Source organism: Caballeronia sp. SBC1, assembly GCF_011493005.1.
Classification (GTDB): Bacteria; Pseudomonadota; Gammaproteobacteria; order Burkholderiales; family Burkholderiaceae; genus Caballeronia.
In genome coordinates this window covers 3750597-3765877 of sequence record NZ_CP049156.1, presented here as the reverse complement: position 1 = coordinate 3765877, position 15281 = coordinate 3750597, and the positions used below count along the sequence as shown (strand labels likewise).

17 protein-coding genes are annotated in these 15281 nt (G+C 57.8%); 10 read left to right on the top strand and 7 right to left on the bottom strand.

Annotated features, from left to right (window positions below):
• Positions 1-37 precede the first annotated feature (37 nt).
• Positions 38-931, bottom strand: a complete 894-nt coding sequence (locus SBC1_RS16850; RefSeq protein ID WP_165988584.1) for a LysR family transcriptional regulator ArgP — start codon at positions 929-931, stop codon at positions 38-40.
• Between the two features lie 176 nt (positions 932-1107).
• Between SBC1_RS16850 and SBC1_RS16845 the strand changes: the two genes are divergently transcribed.
• The 3 genes from SBC1_RS16845 (at position 1108) to SBC1_RS16835 (ending at position 3863) form a co-directional block, all read left to right on the top strand.
• A complete protein-coding gene (locus SBC1_RS16845; RefSeq protein ID WP_165988582.1) occupies positions 1108-2226 on the top strand; it encodes an aminotransferase class I/II-fold pyridoxal phosphate-dependent enzyme in 1119 nt (372 codons plus the stop codon).
• Positions 2227-2383: 157 nt separating this feature from the next.
• Positions 2384-2641 (top strand): DUF6440 family protein, encoded by a 258-nt coding sequence (locus SBC1_RS16840; RefSeq protein WP_165092807.1) that lies wholly within the window; start codon positions 2384-2386, stop codon positions 2639-2641.
• A gap of 1018 nt (positions 2642-3659) precedes the next feature.
• Positions 3660-3863 (top strand): cold-shock protein, encoded by a 204-nt coding sequence (locus tag SBC1_RS16835; RefSeq protein ID WP_031362205.1) that lies wholly within the window; start codon positions 3660-3662, stop codon positions 3861-3863.
• A 168-nt stretch (positions 3864-4031) separates the two neighbouring features.
• Here SBC1_RS16835 and aqpZ read toward each other — a convergent pair whose 3' ends face one another.
• The 5 genes from aqpZ to SBC1_RS16810 all read right to left on the bottom strand — a co-directional run bounded on the left by aqpZ (position 4032) and on the right by SBC1_RS16810 (position 8348).
• Complete coding sequence (gene aqpZ, locus SBC1_RS16830) at positions 4032-4772, bottom strand: aquaporin Z (protein WP_165988580.1); 741 nt, start codon at positions 4770-4772, stop codon at positions 4032-4034.
• 490 nt (positions 4773-5262) lie between these two features.
• The gene (locus SBC1_RS16825; RefSeq protein WP_165092805.1) at positions 5263-5685 is read right to left on the bottom strand and encodes a hypothetical protein; all 423 of its coding nucleotides are present in this window, start codon (positions 5683-5685) and stop codon (positions 5263-5265) included.
• A gap of 45 nt (positions 5686-5730) precedes the next feature.
• Positions 5731-7149, bottom strand: coding sequence for a DUF2252 domain-containing protein (locus SBC1_RS16820; RefSeq protein WP_165092804.1), 1419 nt, complete (start codon positions 7147-7149; stop codon positions 5731-5733).
• Positions 7150-7258: 109 nt separating this feature from the next.
• Complete coding sequence (locus SBC1_RS16815; RefSeq protein ID WP_243830248.1) at positions 7259-7867, bottom strand: hypothetical protein; 609 nt, start codon at positions 7865-7867, stop codon at positions 7259-7261.
• Positions 7868-7943: 76 nt separating this feature from the next.
• Positions 7944-8348, bottom strand: coding sequence for a helix-turn-helix domain-containing protein (locus SBC1_RS16810; protein WP_165092803.1), 405 nt, complete (start codon positions 8346-8348; stop codon positions 7944-7946).
• Positions 8349-8995: 647 nt separating this feature from the next.
• On the opposite strand from SBC1_RS16810, the gene SBC1_RS16805 reads away from it, so the two are divergent.
• The 5 genes from SBC1_RS16805 to SBC1_RS16785 are packed head-to-tail and all read left to right on the top strand — an operon-like array spanning position 8996 to position 13656.
• Positions 8996-9886, top strand: a complete 891-nt coding sequence (locus tag SBC1_RS16805; protein ID WP_243830247.1) for a hypothetical protein — start codon at positions 8996-8998, stop codon at positions 9884-9886.
• A 50-nt stretch (positions 9887-9936) separates the two neighbouring features.
• Entirely contained in the window at positions 9937-11307 is a 1371-nt protein-coding gene (locus SBC1_RS16800; RefSeq protein WP_165988579.1) for a DUF1254 domain-containing protein, read from the top strand.
• Positions 11308-11366: 59 nt separating this feature from the next.
• Positions 11367-11819: a glycine zipper domain-containing protein gene (locus tag SBC1_RS16795; RefSeq protein ID WP_165988577.1), complete on the top strand. Its 453-nt coding sequence runs from the start codon at positions 11367-11369 to the stop codon at positions 11817-11819.
• Between the two features lie 34 nt (positions 11820-11853).
• The gene (locus SBC1_RS16790) at positions 11854-12828 is read left to right on the top strand and encodes a transporter (protein WP_165092800.1); all 975 of its coding nucleotides are present in this window, start codon (positions 11854-11856) and stop codon (positions 12826-12828) included.
• Between the two features lie 42 nt (positions 12829-12870).
• Positions 12871-13656: a DUF2092 domain-containing protein gene (locus SBC1_RS16785; RefSeq protein ID WP_165092799.1), complete on the top strand. Its 786-nt coding sequence runs from the start codon at positions 12871-12873 to the stop codon at positions 13654-13656.
• A 2-nt stretch (positions 13657-13658) separates the two neighbouring features.
• Here SBC1_RS16785 and SBC1_RS16780 read toward each other — a convergent pair whose 3' ends face one another.
• Complete coding sequence (locus SBC1_RS16780) at positions 13659-14246, bottom strand: hypothetical protein (RefSeq protein WP_165986823.1); 588 nt, start codon at positions 14244-14246, stop codon at positions 13659-13661.
• Between the two features lie 24 nt (positions 14247-14270).
• Here SBC1_RS16780 and SBC1_RS16775 point away from each other — a divergent pair, with 24 nt between their 5' ends.
• Together SBC1_RS16775 and SBC1_RS16770 are read left to right on the top strand one after the other, a co-directional pair.
• On the top strand, positions 14271-14459 hold the full coding sequence (locus SBC1_RS16775; RefSeq protein WP_165092798.1) for a hypothetical protein: 189 nt from the start codon (positions 14271-14273) through the stop codon (positions 14457-14459).
• A gap of 432 nt (positions 14460-14891) precedes the next feature.
• Positions 14892-15272, top strand: coding sequence for a hypothetical protein (locus SBC1_RS16770; protein ID WP_243830246.1), 381 nt, complete (start codon positions 14892-14894; stop codon positions 15270-15272).
• Positions 15273-15281 lie beyond the last annotated feature (9 nt).

Here is a 15281-nt window from a genome sequence, read left to right as displayed (position 1 = left end):
CTTTTGCGTTCTTCAATCGCGCATGTCGGTCGAGAAGTCAGTCGAGAAATCCGGTCGCGCGTTGCTGGAGCATGGCCCTGAAGTCATCGAGCCAACCAATGGACAGCCGCCAGCTCTGCCAATACAGATCGACGTCGATATGCGCGCCCGGCACCATTTCAATCAGCTCGCCCGATGCGAGCGCCGGCCCGATCATCTGCGTGGGGCACATGCCCCACGCCATCCCGGACAGGCATGCACGCAGATAACCTGCTACGTGCGGAATCAGGTGCCTTGGCGGATCGAGATCGGCACGCGTGATCCGTCGCATGAAGCGTTTTTGCATCTGATCTTTTGGATTGAAGTCGACGCGCGGCGCGTGACGCAGCGCATCGCGCGTGACCCCCGCGCTGAAGTGCCGGTCAAAGTACGCGGGTGAGCAAACGGGCAGGTAGCGCATGCGCCCCAGCTTGGTCGAGCGGCATCCTTGCACCGGTTCGGCCTGCGTGGTGACTGCACCTTGAACGCTGCCGTCGCGGAGTTGTTGCGCCGTGTATTCCTGATCTTCGATAACCAGGTCGAGCAGCATTTCCCGCTCGGCGCAGAAGCCGGAGATGGCGTCGATGAACCAGGCGCCGACGCTGTCGTCGTTGACCGCCATGCGAAACGTCGGCCACTTTCCGGCGCGCATGCCCGGCAAGGTCGGCATTTGCCCGCCCAGTTCTGTTTCGAGACGCTGCACGCGTTCTATATGACGGCAAAGGAGCGCGCCCGGAGGCGTGGCAATACACGGCTGCCCACGCTTCACCAATACGCTCCCGACTCTTTCTTCCAGCAGTTTCACCCGCTGTGAAACGGCTGATGGCGTCACATTCAGTTCCCGCGCGGCACGATCGAACGAGCCGAGGCGCACCACGGCTCCGAGTGCATCGAGCAAGGCGTAATCTAACATTAGGAAAATTTAACTCACATTAGGAAAGTTAGCTTCTTTTAAGCATTGACGAAGGGCAGACTACGCCTGTTGATCGTGCCCGTCCACCGGCCTTTTTAGCGGACCAGGGCTGCGGTTGCCGCCCGTGCGCGTCTCGCTATCCGCTGCAAAGACAGCTACTTTTCCCGGAAAAACTCATGGCTCCATCGCCGTTTCAACTCGAGCGTTATTTCGCTGTTCACGAATTCACCGCGCACTACCTGCTGTGCAGTTCGGACCCGGAATCCATGTCGATCGCGGACCTGCTTGCATTCGAACCCGGCGCTGTAGAAGGTCTTGGCAGCTTGCGTCTGGGATACACCGAATATCCCGGTGCTCCTGAACTTCGGCGAGAACTTGCGACGTTGTACGAATCAATCGATATGGACAACCTGATCGTGCATACGGGCGCGCAGGAAGCCATTTTCTCGTTCGTCCATTCAATGCTCAAGGCAGGCGATCATATGATCGTCCACATGCCCGGTTATCAATCGCATTACTCGATCGCTGAAGCGGCGGGTGTTTCGGTGTCGCCGTGGCTTGCACGCGAATCGGAGAATTGGGCTCTGGACCCCGACGAATTGGAGAAGCTCGTCAGGCCGGAAACGAAAGCGTTGCTGATCTGCGCCCCGCACAATCCGACCGGTTATCTGCCTGAGCGCAAGCGGTTTGAAGCGATCGTCGATTTCTGCCGGCAACGCGGTCTTTGGCTATTCAGCGATGAGGTCTATCGCGGGCTGGAGCATGATCCCGCCGCGCGTTTGCCTGCAGCCTGCGATCTCTATGAGAAAGCGATATCGCTTGGGGCTTTATCGAAGTCGCATGGCTTGGCGGGACTGCGCGTTGGCTGGGTCGCCACCCGGGACCGCGATGTGCTCGCGGCCATGAGCACGTTCAAGGACTACCTGACCATCTGCAATAGCGCGCCCAGCGAGTATCTCGCGGCCATTGCCGTGCGTCACACCAGCGAGTTGGTTGAACGCAATGCGTCGATTGTCAGAAATAACCTCGCCATCCTCGATACCTTCTTCGCCCGTCATCACGAGATTCTGGAGTGGCGCCGGCCGTCAGCGGGGACGGTTGCCTTCCCGCGCCTGAAGGGCGGAGGAGCAGAGCGTTTCTGTGCCGAACTCCTCGAGCGTACCGGCGTGCTTCTGCTGCCCAGCACGCTGGTTGATCACGGCAACGAACATGTCCGGATTGGTTTTGGCCGCCGAAATATGCCCGAAGTCCTGAAAATATTTGAGAACTATTTGCGCGAGCGCGGTACGAAGTAGAACCACTGGAGAAGAGCCGACCGGCCCAAGTTTGTCGACTTATCTCCTCCCGGGGCGAGTGCCGGCGCACACTGGTGCTTTACCCTTGCCGATTCACTCGCACACTAAGGTGCTATATCGCTAAGACTCACAGACTACAAATCACGGAGTACAAAATATGAAGTGGCTACTTGTATTGCTTGCAGCGTTGGTTGGATACAGCGCACATGCTCAAAGCACTGACCCGAAGCAGACCACTAACTCCTACTCATCACCGCGGTTCACTCGCGATACCACGGAGGACATCAACGTGCAGATGGAAACGGATCACCAAACAGGTTGCCGTTATCTGATTGCAGAAGGCCAGGGCATCACACCGCTTCTAAAGAGTAACGGCACGCCCGACTGCAACGCGCCAACACGCGGTCAGCAATAGCGGGCACGCGGCCTTGCGAGGTCCGTGCCACCGGGGCAGGTCGGAAAAGCAGGAGAGGCGGCGAAATACGCTGCCGTGTGGGGGCAAGCGGCGGATTCATCTGCATATTCCCGCGACATCTGCATGGCGCCCGGATAGATTCAATTGGGGGGACGCCCGTCTGAACCGCCAAGGATGCTGATTATTCCGCCAGCGGTAGTACAGGTCACCGCCACCGAACATTGGAGGAATCGGAACGCATACGACCACGCTGTCGTTCCCGGACCACTGGGCGCGCGCCATCCATCGGAATGCTTTTGCGTGGCGGTATCCCGATAGCGGCGCACAGCACGATCTCATGGCGTTACAAAGTGACGGGTGCCAAATTCTCTTGCGATGTTCATTCCACGCGGGAAAAATCCGCCACGGCACACTGCTGCCGCTTGCGATGCCCGACGGAATCCGGCCCGCTTGTCACCGAGAACTCTCCCGTCCTGCCATTCGCACTGAATGCGATATATCACCGAGATCTCACGGCGACGATATCCCCGTGAGTCGCGAGTGAACCGATCCCAACACCGCATTGGCTTGTCACGCGCGGGCCGCGAAGGTGGGTCCACCGTCGATCGTTTGTGCAAACCCCCAACACACTCATGCTCTTTTGCCAGCAAAGTCGGGGTGTGTACGAAATTCGCCCGTTCGAGACAGTGGCTCTGAAACAGCGGGGCGCTGCAAATGCGCATATCCATTCGTTTTTGTATTGATTGGTGGGTCCGGAATCCACAATAATCGTGAAAAATAGAATTTTTGCTTTGTCTTATCGCATGTTTTATTTATTATCTGACCTTCCGGATTGTGGGCGCCAAGCATCTCCGGACTGCGTGCGTGACGGTTTTTGGAGCTTTGTTTTGGAAACATCGGGCAGAATCCAATTGCAGACTGTCATTTTCGCGTGGTAAAAGGAGTCTGCAACGCTTGGCCGTGTTTCGGCCGGTGGCGCTACCAAACGGAATTACGTCTCTTCTAGGAAAATCAGCAAATGGCAACAGGTATTGTGAAGTGGTTTAATGATGCGAAGGGTTTTGGCTTCATCACGCCGGACGGCGGTGGCGATGACCTCTTTGCGCATTTCTCCGAGATCCGCTCGGAAGGCTTCAAGACGCTGCAGGAAAACCAGAAAGTAAGCTACGAAGCGAAGCAAGGCCCGAAGGGTCTGCAAGCATCGAACATTCAGCCGCTGTAATTCGTTACAGCCCAGCTTGATTGCATGAACCGAATGGCCCGCTTAGGCGGGCCATTTGTTTTTTGCGGCACGAGGACGGGCCTTGGACGCCGTGAGCGTCCGTTCCTGGGGATCGCCAGGCCCCCATTGGCCCCATAGCGGCCCCAAAATCAGCCCAGCAGCCCGTCATCAAGGCGCGTCGATAGCCATGGGTGCCGGGGCAACCGCCGTGACCCTCTCGGGAAAGAGCCGCGGATATAGCGCGCCCGCAATGCACGCCCCAACAATGGGCGCGACCCAGAAAAGCCAGAGTTGCCCCAACGCGGCGCCACCGGCGAACAGCGCTGGTCCGGTCGAGCGTGCCGGATTGACCGAGGTATTCGTCACCGGAATGGATATCAGGTGAATCAGCGTCAGGCACAGCCCGATGGCGAGCGGCGCGAAACCGGAGATGGCACGTCCGTCGGTCGTACCGAGAATGACCATCAGGAAGAAAAACGTCATCACGACTTCGCAGATCAGGGCGGCAGTCATCGAATAACCGCCGGGTGAACGCGCTCCGTATCCATTCGATGCAAATCCGCTGGCAGCCGCGTCGAATCCGGGCACGCCGGACGCAATCAGATACAGCGCGAACGCCCCAAGGGTCGCGCCAACCACCTGCGCAACAACATAAGGCGCGAGGTCTCGGACGGGAAAGCGGCCCGCAACCGCGAGGCCAACGCTAACGGCCGGATTCAAGTGGCAGCCCGATATGTGTCCAAGTGCGTAAGCCATGGTCAGAACGGTCAATCCGAACGCTAGCGCGACCCCTGCAAATCCAATTCCCGCCCCGGGAAATTTGGCCGCGAGAACTGCACTGCCACATCCGCCAAGTACTAGCCAAAACGTGCCAAACATTTCCGCGGCAAGACGTTGTTGTAATCGCATGATGTGCCATCCAAGATTGGTAACGGTTTCAATACGAAGTGGCCAGACCGCGCTAACTGACAATTGCGCTTCATGAAAAACTTTGTTTTTTATAGTCGATCCTGTTTGCGCTTTTGTTTAGAGTTGCGGGTCTGGCCGGCTCTTGAGGCAAGACTTTCCCGCGCGCCTGGCATGCATGCGAAGCGGCAAATGCGGACGGCTTGCCTATGGAAATGCATGATGCAGTGCCTCTACAACATCGCTTCTTTCGCGATTCAATCGCGCCCGGAATGAGGTCGTTCGGACACGAATTCAGTGTAGGTCAAAGTTCTTAAAAATCGATGTCATCAGCGTGCGCCGCGACACGTGCGCCACGATTGCAATCAGCGGACCTGTTGCGGAATAAGTGCGCGCATCCCTAACCCGCGCATAGGTCATTTTTCGTCGGCATGCCGCGCCATGCGGGTGACTGACGCGCCCAATGACCTTCGCGCAGCACGCTCTCTACGCTCTATTGTTTGAGCAGTTGCCATTTACTATCCGGGGCGTCGTCCTTGCAGGCAGTGGGGGCCCAGGTTTGCGTCTGGCCTTTTGCCTTGGCGACGATAGCAAGCGTCCGGCAACTCCGGTCCCCATCCTTTCGCGTATTGAGCGGCGTAATGGTGCCCTCTACATGAACTGAATTTCCGGTGCCGTCGTTATTCCAGTCAAGCGCTTCGCCATCCTGCTTCGAGTCCAGCGCCATTCGTGCGGCGCGGTTGAGTTGCTGCAGATCGCGCTGTTTCATATAACTAATCGGCGTGTTCATCAGGAACCCGAGGTTGGCCGCGTAAGACCCAGCGGCATAGCTTAGGAATACGCTGCAAACCGCTAACTGAAGCTGACGCCGGCCGAGACGGCCAAGACGACCGTAAGAGGATGATCGAATGTGCATAAAGCCTCCTTAAAGGACAGGTCGCCGCCGAACTTGGCCGGTTGTTCAAACATGAAAGTCCGCGGCCATATCCTCGTCCGTCCGGGCGACTATCCGCCCGCTTCGGACAGCTTGTGTGAACAGGTCGAAATCGCGTTCAACCTGATCCGCGTAGTCCTTCGAATAGGCGACCAGCGCTTCGGTGAATTGAGTACCCTGGCCCAGATAGGCGCTGATCTCGATAGCCCTGCCGCTCGCCTTTGCGTGAGCGCGAGCGAGTATCCAGCCGCACAACCGGGCGTAACCTTCCAGCAAGTCAATATCGAATAATTCAATGTTTGCCGACAGCTTCATGTCCCGCAGTTGCCGGAAATAGAAATGGCGTCCCGATGGCCCGGTCGCCCAGCCAAGGAAGATGTCGCTGGCGGCTTGCATTACCCGCTGGCCGCGCACCACACGCTCGCCGGCATGCTCCAGCCGTTCGGCCTGGAAATGCTGTTCGATCACAGAGGGCCGTGCCTCCTTGATCTGCAGGAACATGGGTTTCCCCAATTCATCCATCATCAACAGAATCAGACAGCGAGTCCCCACGCTGCCAACGCCCACTACCTTGAAGGCCAGGTCCTGCGCAGTGAAATGTTTAAGCAGCGCCCGGCGGTCGTGGCTAAGCGTTTTCACATACTGCGCAAACATGCCCTTGACCAATGCTTGCCAGTTCCCCAGCTTGACCCAGTCATCATCCGGTTCGAACAGCGTGTTGGCGCCGTGCACGTGGAACATGCCCGGCGGCATGTCGCGAAGGGTCCAGGTTTCGGTCTCGGGATGAAATTCCGCCACCTTCTCAAGCATGCTGTCGTGCGTGCGGCTGGCGGCCTTTTCCATGCCCTTACGCAACGCGCGCCTGCGCTCCGGCGTGACGGCGATTTCGAGCATCCGGTCGAAAGTAATGCGCTCGTACCAAAGCTCAAGGGCGCTGTATTGTGCGTACTCCTGCATGCGTGTCCGGTACTGCGTGACCAGGGATTCGATCAAACGCTCGCCGGTCAGGCGGCTTAGGCGCATGTGCCGCGCGGCCACCATGAAGCTTGCAGCCAGTCGCTTGATATCCCATTCCCAGGGGCCGAGCGCGACTTCATCGAAATCATTCAGGTCGAACACGAGCTGGCGTTCCGGCGTCGCGAATCCGCCGAAGTTCATCAGATGCGCGTCGCCGCATATGGGCATCACCAGGCCCGTATTCGGCATCTTGCCAAGGTCGTTAGCCTGCAGGATCGCGCTTCCCCTGAAGAACGTAAAAGGCGACGCCATCATCCGCCCATATCTCAGAGGGATCAGCCGTTCTACACGTCCTTTGCTGTTTTGCTCGAGCAATTCAATCGGGTCGCGGTCGATCGTTCCAATCCTGGCGTGCGCAGAACGGGCCATGTGCTCGCGGTACGCTTTGCCCGCTGCCATACGGGACGCTGTCTTGTTTTCAGTCGCCATCTACCCTCCCTTATGTCATGCGTATCACGCGTGTGAGGCACATCACGCATCGCCTTGCACGAGCGGCCGGTCCGCAGCACGACTTCTTTTTTGGCCGGCCGCTTACCTCTTACTTTATTGGAGCGCCGTTGCGTGTCACCAGTACGGCAGTCGCTTCAATAAATTCAGCATGCACGCTGTCGCCGGTCTTTATTCCCTTTAGCGAAACGTCTGGTCCCGCCTGCAACGTTTCTGTTTTATTCGGGCCGCGAATCGTGAGGGTCCGCTTCGCATGGTCGACCTTCTGAACCGTGGCTAGCACTTGCACCCGACGTGCGGTCGCCGTCGATCCGCCGGTTGCGGGGATGGTTGCGGTCTCGTCGACACGCTCACGAATCCCGTTCGACGCGACCTTGGTGGCGCGGATCAGCACGGCGTTCTCGTACTTGATATGGACGGTATCGCCGATCTGTAACTTGGCAACGTCGCCCACTTGCGGATTCACGGCAATATCGACGATTCTCCCGTTCTTCCCTTGCAACGAGACGCTGTTCGATGCAGTGTCGATGCCGACTACACGTGCCTGGACTTCCGCGGTGGCGGCGGCACCCACTCCGCCCGGACCGGCGCCCGAGGCTGCATTCTGTGAGAACGCCGGTGCAGCAAACAGGGCGGAAACGAGCATTGCCGCCCTGAGCGTGTTGATGCTGAAAATCCGCGACGAGTGTTTGCGAGTCATTATGGAATCCTCTCGTTTATTTCAATGTTGATAGATGCAGATGACCGGCGAAACGCCGGAGTGATGTTGCCTATGGTTACCTACGCGACTTGGACAACAAGTGACCCAGTCCAAGGTTTGTCGCTATCTGCCAGATGTACACGCGGGAGTAACGGACGCCGAACCTCGCCTCAATCAGCGCCCGCAGGCGCGCGTTGGTCCACGCCTCACTATCGAAACCATGATCCCGGGCCGAGCCCTGAAGTGCAGCGGATATCCACTCAAGGGCTCGCTGATCCAGTACGGAAGAACGTCCCCCCACGCCCAATTGTTTCAATGCGTCCAGTCCGCCGGCGTCGATCAGCGCCTTGTAGCGTTTCACCGTCGCCAGGGACAGATGAAGCTGTTCGGCAACGTCATCTATGGACGCTCCGTCGAGCAGCATTTGTCCCGCCGTCATTCGGCGAACGACGCTGGGGAGGTTCTCGGGCTGAGAAAGCATCTGTGCACTCGTCCTTGTGTCATCAGGAATGCACGGCAGTCCTTCGCCGCTCGTTTTTCAATTCCAGCTCGCCAGAGCGGCCAGATCTCCGTTTTGAAACGCGCTGGCGTTCCGTTTCGATTTTCAAAAGAACGTGAATATCCGATTGGATCAGTCAGGCGAATAACTCTTAATTCAGTTAATTATCTTGCAGCGCAAGCGCGTTGGAATAGAGCCCTCGAAGGTTAAGTTCACTACCAATATCTGTTTTTTTTCTATTTGGGGCCGATTTTTTGCAAAATTTCTTACTTGAAGTTTACTTAGATTTTGTCTAACGCGCGCGGCATCAAGGTTCTCCATCACAAATGTTTGCTAACGTTTTATTGAAACGTATTGGCCGATTGAATTGGGCTCTTGTCAGTTACAAAATAATATTGGCAAACGCTAAAACGTTTGCTAGCATCCGTAACAAATGTAATTCTACTGACGCACTGCGTACAAGCAGACCCGCACGGGACACACGTGCCCAGTTATGTCTCTGAGAGGACTAACGTATGGCTAATTCTCGTTCCACGCAATCTGTGTAAGTCATATCGTCCTTCCGCGTGGGTATATCGCGGAAAACCGATTTATAGAAACATGGAAAGCCTCTTCCCGGTGCGCCGGGAATGGTTCCGCTCGTATGCCCGAAAAGCGTTATTCAATTAACGCTGAAGGGTTATCTGCACCTTGCGAGATTAACGTTGGGAAAATCCATGAGCAGTCGTAGGCGGATATTCGTCCGTAGATCGTTGTCGGGCTTGATTATTGCATGTTGCGCAAATCTGGCGTTTGCGCAAAGCGCCGCGGATGAGGCTAATAAAAGCAATAATCCGCTGAATTTGGCCGCTTCATTCAATATTCAAAATTACTACACGCCCAGTGTATTTGGTGCGAGTTCGCATACCAATGATCTATTGCTGCGCCCGACTATTCCGATCGGGCCCAACGGGTTGATAGGGGTGCCGCAGATCTTCCGCGCAACTTTGCCTGTCAGCACCCGCCCTGATCCCAGTGGCGGATACAACACGGGATTAGGCGATATCAACCTTTTCGATATCTTCCTGCTCTCTCAGGAAGGCGTCCAGGTAGGCGTCGGACCGCTGATCACCATGCCGACTGCTACCGACCCAACCCTGGGCACGGGCAAGTGGCAAGCCGGTCTTGCGGCAGTCGCGGTCAGCGCGACCAAGGAGCGGTTGCTGGGCGCACTGGTCCAGTGGCAACACTCGTTTGCCGGGCAGGGCAGCCGCCCGACCGTGCAGTCGCTGACGGCCCAGCCATTCGGGATTTTTAATCTGCCCGGTGGATGGTATGTGCGCTCGACCGGCACGTGGACGTTCGACCTGCAGCAAGGAAGCTATTACATCCCGGTCGGCCTGGGCGGCGGCAAAGCATGGAAAAGCGGTTCGACCATCTACAACGCCTATATAGAGCCGCAATATTCGGTCGCTCATTCAGGGCGAGGCGTTCCACAGTTCACTATTTTTGCCGGTTTGAACATGACTTTCGGTAAATGACGGATGGTGCTTCCATGACATTTAGATATCTTATGAAATTCGGAATACTAATGACTGTACTGGCGCTGACAAGTATTTCGTCTGCGAATGCGCAGCAGGGGCCAGGCAGCGCGACGCCGCAGGAAACGGAGGCTATCGCCAAGGACGCGTTCATTTACGCGTACCCCATGCTGTTCAACTACAAGACGCTCTACCAGCAGACGCAGGACAGGAACTCGAAGGCGTATATAGGCGGATTTGGGAAATTTCGCCACTACTCGCAGGTGTATGGGCCTGACAACAAGGAAATAGTTACACCGAACAACGACACCCCGTATTCGTGGGCGTGGCTGGATCTGCGCCGTGAGCCCTGGGTGTTGTCGGTTCCGAAGGTTCCCGACGATCGCTACTACGTGTTTCAGTGGATCGACCTGTACACCTACAACTTTGCTTACGTCGGCTCGCGCGCGACGGGCAACGGCGCTGGCCACTACTTGTTGGCGGGCCCCGGCTGGAACGGCCAGACGCCACCGGGTATCGACAAGGTCTTCAAGTCGGAGACGGATCTCATTCTGACGCTCGGCCGTACGGCGCTGAATGGACCCTCAGATGTTGGGCACGTCGTTCGCATACAGGATCAGTACGGCCTGACGCCTCTCTCCCGTTTCGAACACACCACGCCGCCGCCCGAAGTCGCGAGCGTGATCTTTCCCAAGTGGGACGAGGCCCGGGCGACATCGATCAACTTCATCGGCTATTTGAATTTTCTACTGCAATTCACGCAGCCGCCCAACCCGTCCGAAACGGAACTGATGCAGCGTTTTGCCAGGATCGGGATTGCGCCAGGCAAGCCATTCGATGCCAGCAAGCTTGACTCGGCCACCCGCGAAGCATTGGAGCGCGGTGTGACCGATGGCAAGCAGGCGTTGGCGGCCGCTGAGAAATCGACAACCGGTTCCTTCGGTCTCTTTGGTTCGCGCAACGACCTGAAGAACGACTACATGACACGCGCAGTCGCGGCCGCAATGGGTATCTACGGCAATACGAAGGAAGAAGCGGTGTATGTCGGGTATCACGCGGATGCGGACAACAAGCCACTCGTGGGAACTCAGCCGTATGTCCTGCACTTCGACAAGAAAGACCTGCCGCCCGCCAAATTCTTCTGGTCAATGACGCTGTATGACCTTCCGGGGCGCCATCTTGTCGCAAATCCAATCGATCGCTATTCGATCGGCGACCGTACAAAACACCTGAAGTATGGAGCCGATGGCTCGCTCGATCTTTATGTCCAGCATGAGTCGCCAGGCAAAGGAAAAGATGCGAACTGGTTGCCGGCACCAACGGGTGCCTACACGCTGATCATGCGCATCTACGGACCGAATGCCGAGGTGCTGAACGGAACGTGGCAACTCGTGAAGCCGAAGAAAGCCACGGGAGGTTGACATTGAATCGGTCGGGATTCATTGGAAGCTAAGTTTTACTAATCGATATTGAGGTTGGTATGAAAGCAATTTTATTGACAGCGGCGATTGCCATGACCGGCAGCGCTGCGTTTGCAGCCAAGCCCGCTGTGTATCCGGCGCATGGGCAAAGCCCCAGCAAGCAATCGCAGGACGACGGCGCTTGTTATTCCTGGGCCAAGCAGAACACGGGCATCGATCCGGCGGTTGTTGCGGGCACTCCGCCACCGCCTCAGGGACCTACGGGCGCGCGAGTGGGCGGCGCGGCTCGCGGCGCTGCGGCCGGCGCGCTCATTGGCGACGTGAACCACAACGATCCGGGACACGGCGCAGCCGTTGGTGCGACAGCTGGAGCCGTGGTGGGCGGGGCGCGTAGCCGACGGCAACACGCTGCCCAGGCGCAGAACGCACAAGCCAACCAGCAAGCCGAGATGAACACGTACTGGCGCGCGTACGGTGCATGCATGCAGGGACGCGGCTACACGGTCCAGTAATTGATTGCGAAAACCACTTAGCGAAGGAGTCGGCATGGACACGTACAACAAGCGGGCCGGTGCGCGCAAAAGTGTGCACCGGGAGCTGACGGCAGTCGCGTTCGCCACTGTCGCGCTCGGTATTCCAATCGCCGCCCGCGCGACTGAAGGGGGTATCGGGCGCCCGATAACCGGTATGCAGGTCATGCCTTATGCCGGCATCGTTCCGCCTACTTCGGACTGGATCTTTTCCGTCTCGACCATCTATTACGAGGGATCGTTAGGGAAGAGCAAATCGATTCCGATCGCGGGGACGGTGTCCGCCGGACTCAATTTCAACGTCTCGTACACCATCCTCAACGCGGTCAAGACGTGGGGCATTACAGCGGGAGGATGGAACTTTGCATCGTCTTTTGGCGTGCCATTTCAATACACGTCGGTATCGTCGTTCAATGGACGGTTGCCAAACGATAGCGCCACGCAATTCGCGGATATTTTCTTTACCCCGGTCGTGGCCGGATATCACTTGACCAAGACCGACCATATTGCGTTGAGCGTAGGCATATACGCACCTACCGGCGCCTACAGTCTCAGCCGTCTTGCCAACGCCGGACAGAATACGTGGACGTTCATACCGACTGTCGCTTACACGAAGCTCCTGCCCGAGCATAACGTCGAGCTGTCAGCGAACTACGGCGTCGAGTTCTATACCGGCAACAACGAGACGCACTATCACAACGCCCCGATCAGCGTGCTCGACCTGCTTGCGCTCAAGCGCTTCACGGGAGGATGGGGTGTTGGTGTGGTCGGCGGCTGGATACAGCAGCTCGGCGACGACACCGGTGGTCTCGCCAACTTGACGGGTGGCACCAGTGGCCATTCCTTTGGGATCGGCCCGACGGCAACGTGGTCAGGGAAGCTGAGCAGCACGCCTGTGTCGGCATCGTTGCGATGGGTCAATGAATTTGCAGTGCGTAACCGCCCGAAGGGAAATGCGGTCGAACTTTCAATCAGCGCCACTTTTCAATAAGGGGGCGACGTGCCAAGACACTATCATCGACCAATACGCGGCATGCTTATCGCGTTGGGCATCAGCGCGGTCAATGCATTCGCGCAAACAAGCCCCGAGCCCGCGAGCGCCGTAGCGGTCATACCAGCGGCTGTTGCGCAATCCGAGCGCCAGCAGCAGGCTATCGACGCGTTGTCGTCCATGGGACGCTACCTGCGCTCGCTGAGCCGCTTCGACGTGACCGCAACATCTGCTACCGATGCCGTTCTCGACAGCGGCCAGACTGTCGCGTTTCTTCATGAAACGGATCTGAAAGTGGAGCGGCCGAATCGTCTCAGAGCGGAGATTACCGGAAGCCGCAGTCCCAAGGGGATGATCTACGACGGCAAGACATTCACCATCTTCAATACGACCGAAGGTTACTACTCGAAGAACCCTGCGCCGGCCACGATTGACCTGCTGGTGCGCGAGTTATCGACGGATTACAACATCGATACCCCGCTTGCGGATTTGTTCTACTGGGGTAACGGCAAGGTGGATGAAGTTACGTTGACGTCGGCGCTTTTCATCGGGCTGGAGCGCGTGGATACGCGTTGGTGCAATCACTATGCGTATCAGCAGAAGGGCGCCGACTGGGAGCTCTGGATTCAGAGCGGAACGCGTCAGCTGCCGTGTCGCATGGAGATTGTCGATACAACCCAGGACGCGCGTCCACGACACGTCGTGACCTATCACTGGAAACTCAATCCCGCGTTTCCTGCGTCGACCTTTACTTTCCGGCCTGCGGCGAATGCGAAAGCGATCGAGCTGAAGCCTGCTTCGCGTACGCCGTATGAGGAGAGCGAATGATGTCACGCACAAAACAACTTGCTGCTGCCGGTATTGCCGGCGTCTTTCTTGCGACGTCGTTGAGTGTTCAGGCGTTTGGTTTTCGCGGCGGCGCGCGCACGAGCATTCACGCGCCACCAGGAGGCAGTTTTCATGGCGGCGGGGGCGGAGGCGGGGGCGGTTTCCACCCCGGTGGTCCGGGCGGTGGTCCGCAGATGGGTGCGCATCCGGGCGGTGGCGTGGGCCATAGCAGTAGCGGAGGCGGTGGCGGTGGTCACAGCGGCGGCAGTGGCGGTCACAACGGTGGTGGCAACAACGGCGGCGATGGCGGCCATAACAGTGGTGGCAACGGCGGTGGCAGCAACGGCGGTGGTCATAACGGCGGCGGCGACCACAACGGCGGCAGCGATCACAACGGTGGTGGTGACCACAACGGCGGCGGCGACCACAACGGTGGTGGTGACCACAACGGCGGCGGCGACCACAACGGTGGTGGTGACCACAATGGCGGCGGTGATCACAATGGCGGCGACGACCACCATGACGATGACCATCATCACGACGACGGTCATCACGATGACGATCATCACCACGACGATGATCACTATCACGATGACGGTTGGTATGCGAACCCGGTGGCAGTCGGCGTAGCGGTCGGTGTAACCACAGCGGTGGTTGTCGGCGCGACGGTTGCATCGTTGCCGCCGAGCTGCTCGAGCATCGTGGTGAACGGCATTGCTTACGAACATTGCGGACCGAACTGGTATCAACCGCAATACGTTGGCACTCAGGTGCAGTACATCGTTGTTACGGCTCCCAGATGACGTGCGTTGATGGCCCAGCCGGTTCGTTCAGTACTCGACGCCGGTTGGACCTGCCTCTTTCGAAAAGGGCAGCTGTGTGGAGTGGGAAGGCCGTTCCTGATCGTGCGTACTGCGATGTTTTCACGGTTCGCTCGCTGACCAGATCGAGCAAGCTCAACCACAAGAAGCTTGCGCAACGAGTGATTTTCGCATTGGCGATATTGGCACGCCAGCGGCATGTCGGGCCGGATATTCGTGCTTCGATGCAAACACGCGGTTCAACCGGATAACCCCTGACAGCTCGTCAAATTTATCCGCCGAAACGAAATGGCGTGATCGCGGACCAGGAGACACGCGTCAATTTTTACCTTGATCGCACGGGCCGGGGCCGAACGCAATTTACGTTCAGGCCGGCAGTGCGTGACGATGAATGTTATTCAACCGGAGACTCGTATGGACCCGAATCCGCTGCCCCTTGTCATCCGAGCACTTGAACGGGCCGCGCTGCAAAGTACGGTATTACCGTACAAACGTTTCCATGTCCTGTTTGAGCGCACGGTTCCGTTGACCCGGCGATACGAGGTGCTCGACGCCGCTCTGCGCGAACTCAACGACGGACCTGATATTGACTATGGCGTGCTGCTTGCATGCGACAACGGCCTGCCCGGGCCGGATCTTTCGACGCTATCAGAAGTATCGGTGGGACAAGTACGTCGCTGCGATGGGCGACCCGCGGTTCAAAAGCGCGACCTTGAAAGGCAAACGCGAACTGGTTGCAGCCGAGCGTGCGAAAGTCCATTTGCATGCGCTGCACGCGCGTCATCAGGAGCGTGACCGGGAGTG

Excerpts from the sequence above, each read along its gene's own strand:
- SBC1_RS16850 (WP_165988584.1), bottom strand. The coding sequence starts at position 931 with ATGTTAGATTACGCCTTGCTCGATGCACTCGGAGCCGTGGTGCGCCTC.
- SBC1_RS16815 (WP_243830248.1), bottom strand. The coding sequence starts at position 7,867 with ATGACTCGCAAACACTCGTCGCGGATTTTCAGCATCAACACGCTCAGG.
- SBC1_RS16790 (WP_165092800.1), top strand. The coding sequence starts at position 11,854 with ATGGACACGTACAACAAGCGGGCCGGTGCGCGCAAAAGTGTGCACCGG.
- SBC1_RS16845 (WP_165988582.1), top strand. The coding sequence starts at position 1,108 with ATGGCTCCATCGCCGTTTCAACTCGAGCGTTATTTCGCTGTTCACGAA.
- SBC1_RS16825 (WP_165092805.1), bottom strand. The coding sequence starts at position 5,685 with ATGCACATTCGATCATCCTCTTACGGTCGTCTTGGCCGTCTCGGCCGG.
- SBC1_RS16800 (WP_165988579.1), top strand. The coding sequence starts at position 9,937 with ATGACTGTACTGGCGCTGACAAGTATTTCGTCTGCGAATGCGCAGCAG.
- aqpZ (WP_165988580.1), bottom strand. The coding sequence starts at position 4,772 with ATGCGATTACAACAACGTCTTGCCGCGGAAATGTTTGGCACGTTTTGG.
- SBC1_RS16810 (WP_165092803.1), bottom strand. The coding sequence starts at position 8,348 with ATGCTTTCTCAGCCCGAGAACCTCCCCAGCGTCGTTCGCCGAATGACG.
- SBC1_RS16820 (WP_165092804.1), bottom strand. The coding sequence starts at position 7,149 with ATGGCGACTGAAAACAAGACAGCGTCCCGTATGGCAGCGGGCAAAGCG.
- SBC1_RS16795 (WP_165988577.1), top strand. The coding sequence starts at position 11,367 with ATGAAAGCAATTTTATTGACAGCGGCGATTGCCATGACCGGCAGCGCT.
- SBC1_RS16785 (WP_165092799.1), top strand. The coding sequence starts at position 12,871 with ATGCTTATCGCGTTGGGCATCAGCGCGGTCAATGCATTCGCGCAAACA.
- SBC1_RS16770 (WP_243830246.1), top strand. The coding sequence starts at position 14,892 with ATGGACCCGAATCCGCTGCCCCTTGTCATCCGAGCACTTGAACGGGCC.
- SBC1_RS16835 (WP_031362205.1), top strand. The coding sequence starts at position 3,660 with ATGGCAACAGGTATTGTGAAGTGGTTTAATGATGCGAAGGGTTTTGGC.
- SBC1_RS16805 (WP_243830247.1), top strand. The coding sequence starts at position 8,996 with ATGGTTCCGCTCGTATGCCCGAAAAGCGTTATTCAATTAACGCTGAAG.
- SBC1_RS16840 (WP_165092807.1), top strand. The coding sequence starts at position 2,384 with ATGAAGTGGCTACTTGTATTGCTTGCAGCGTTGGTTGGATACAGCGCA.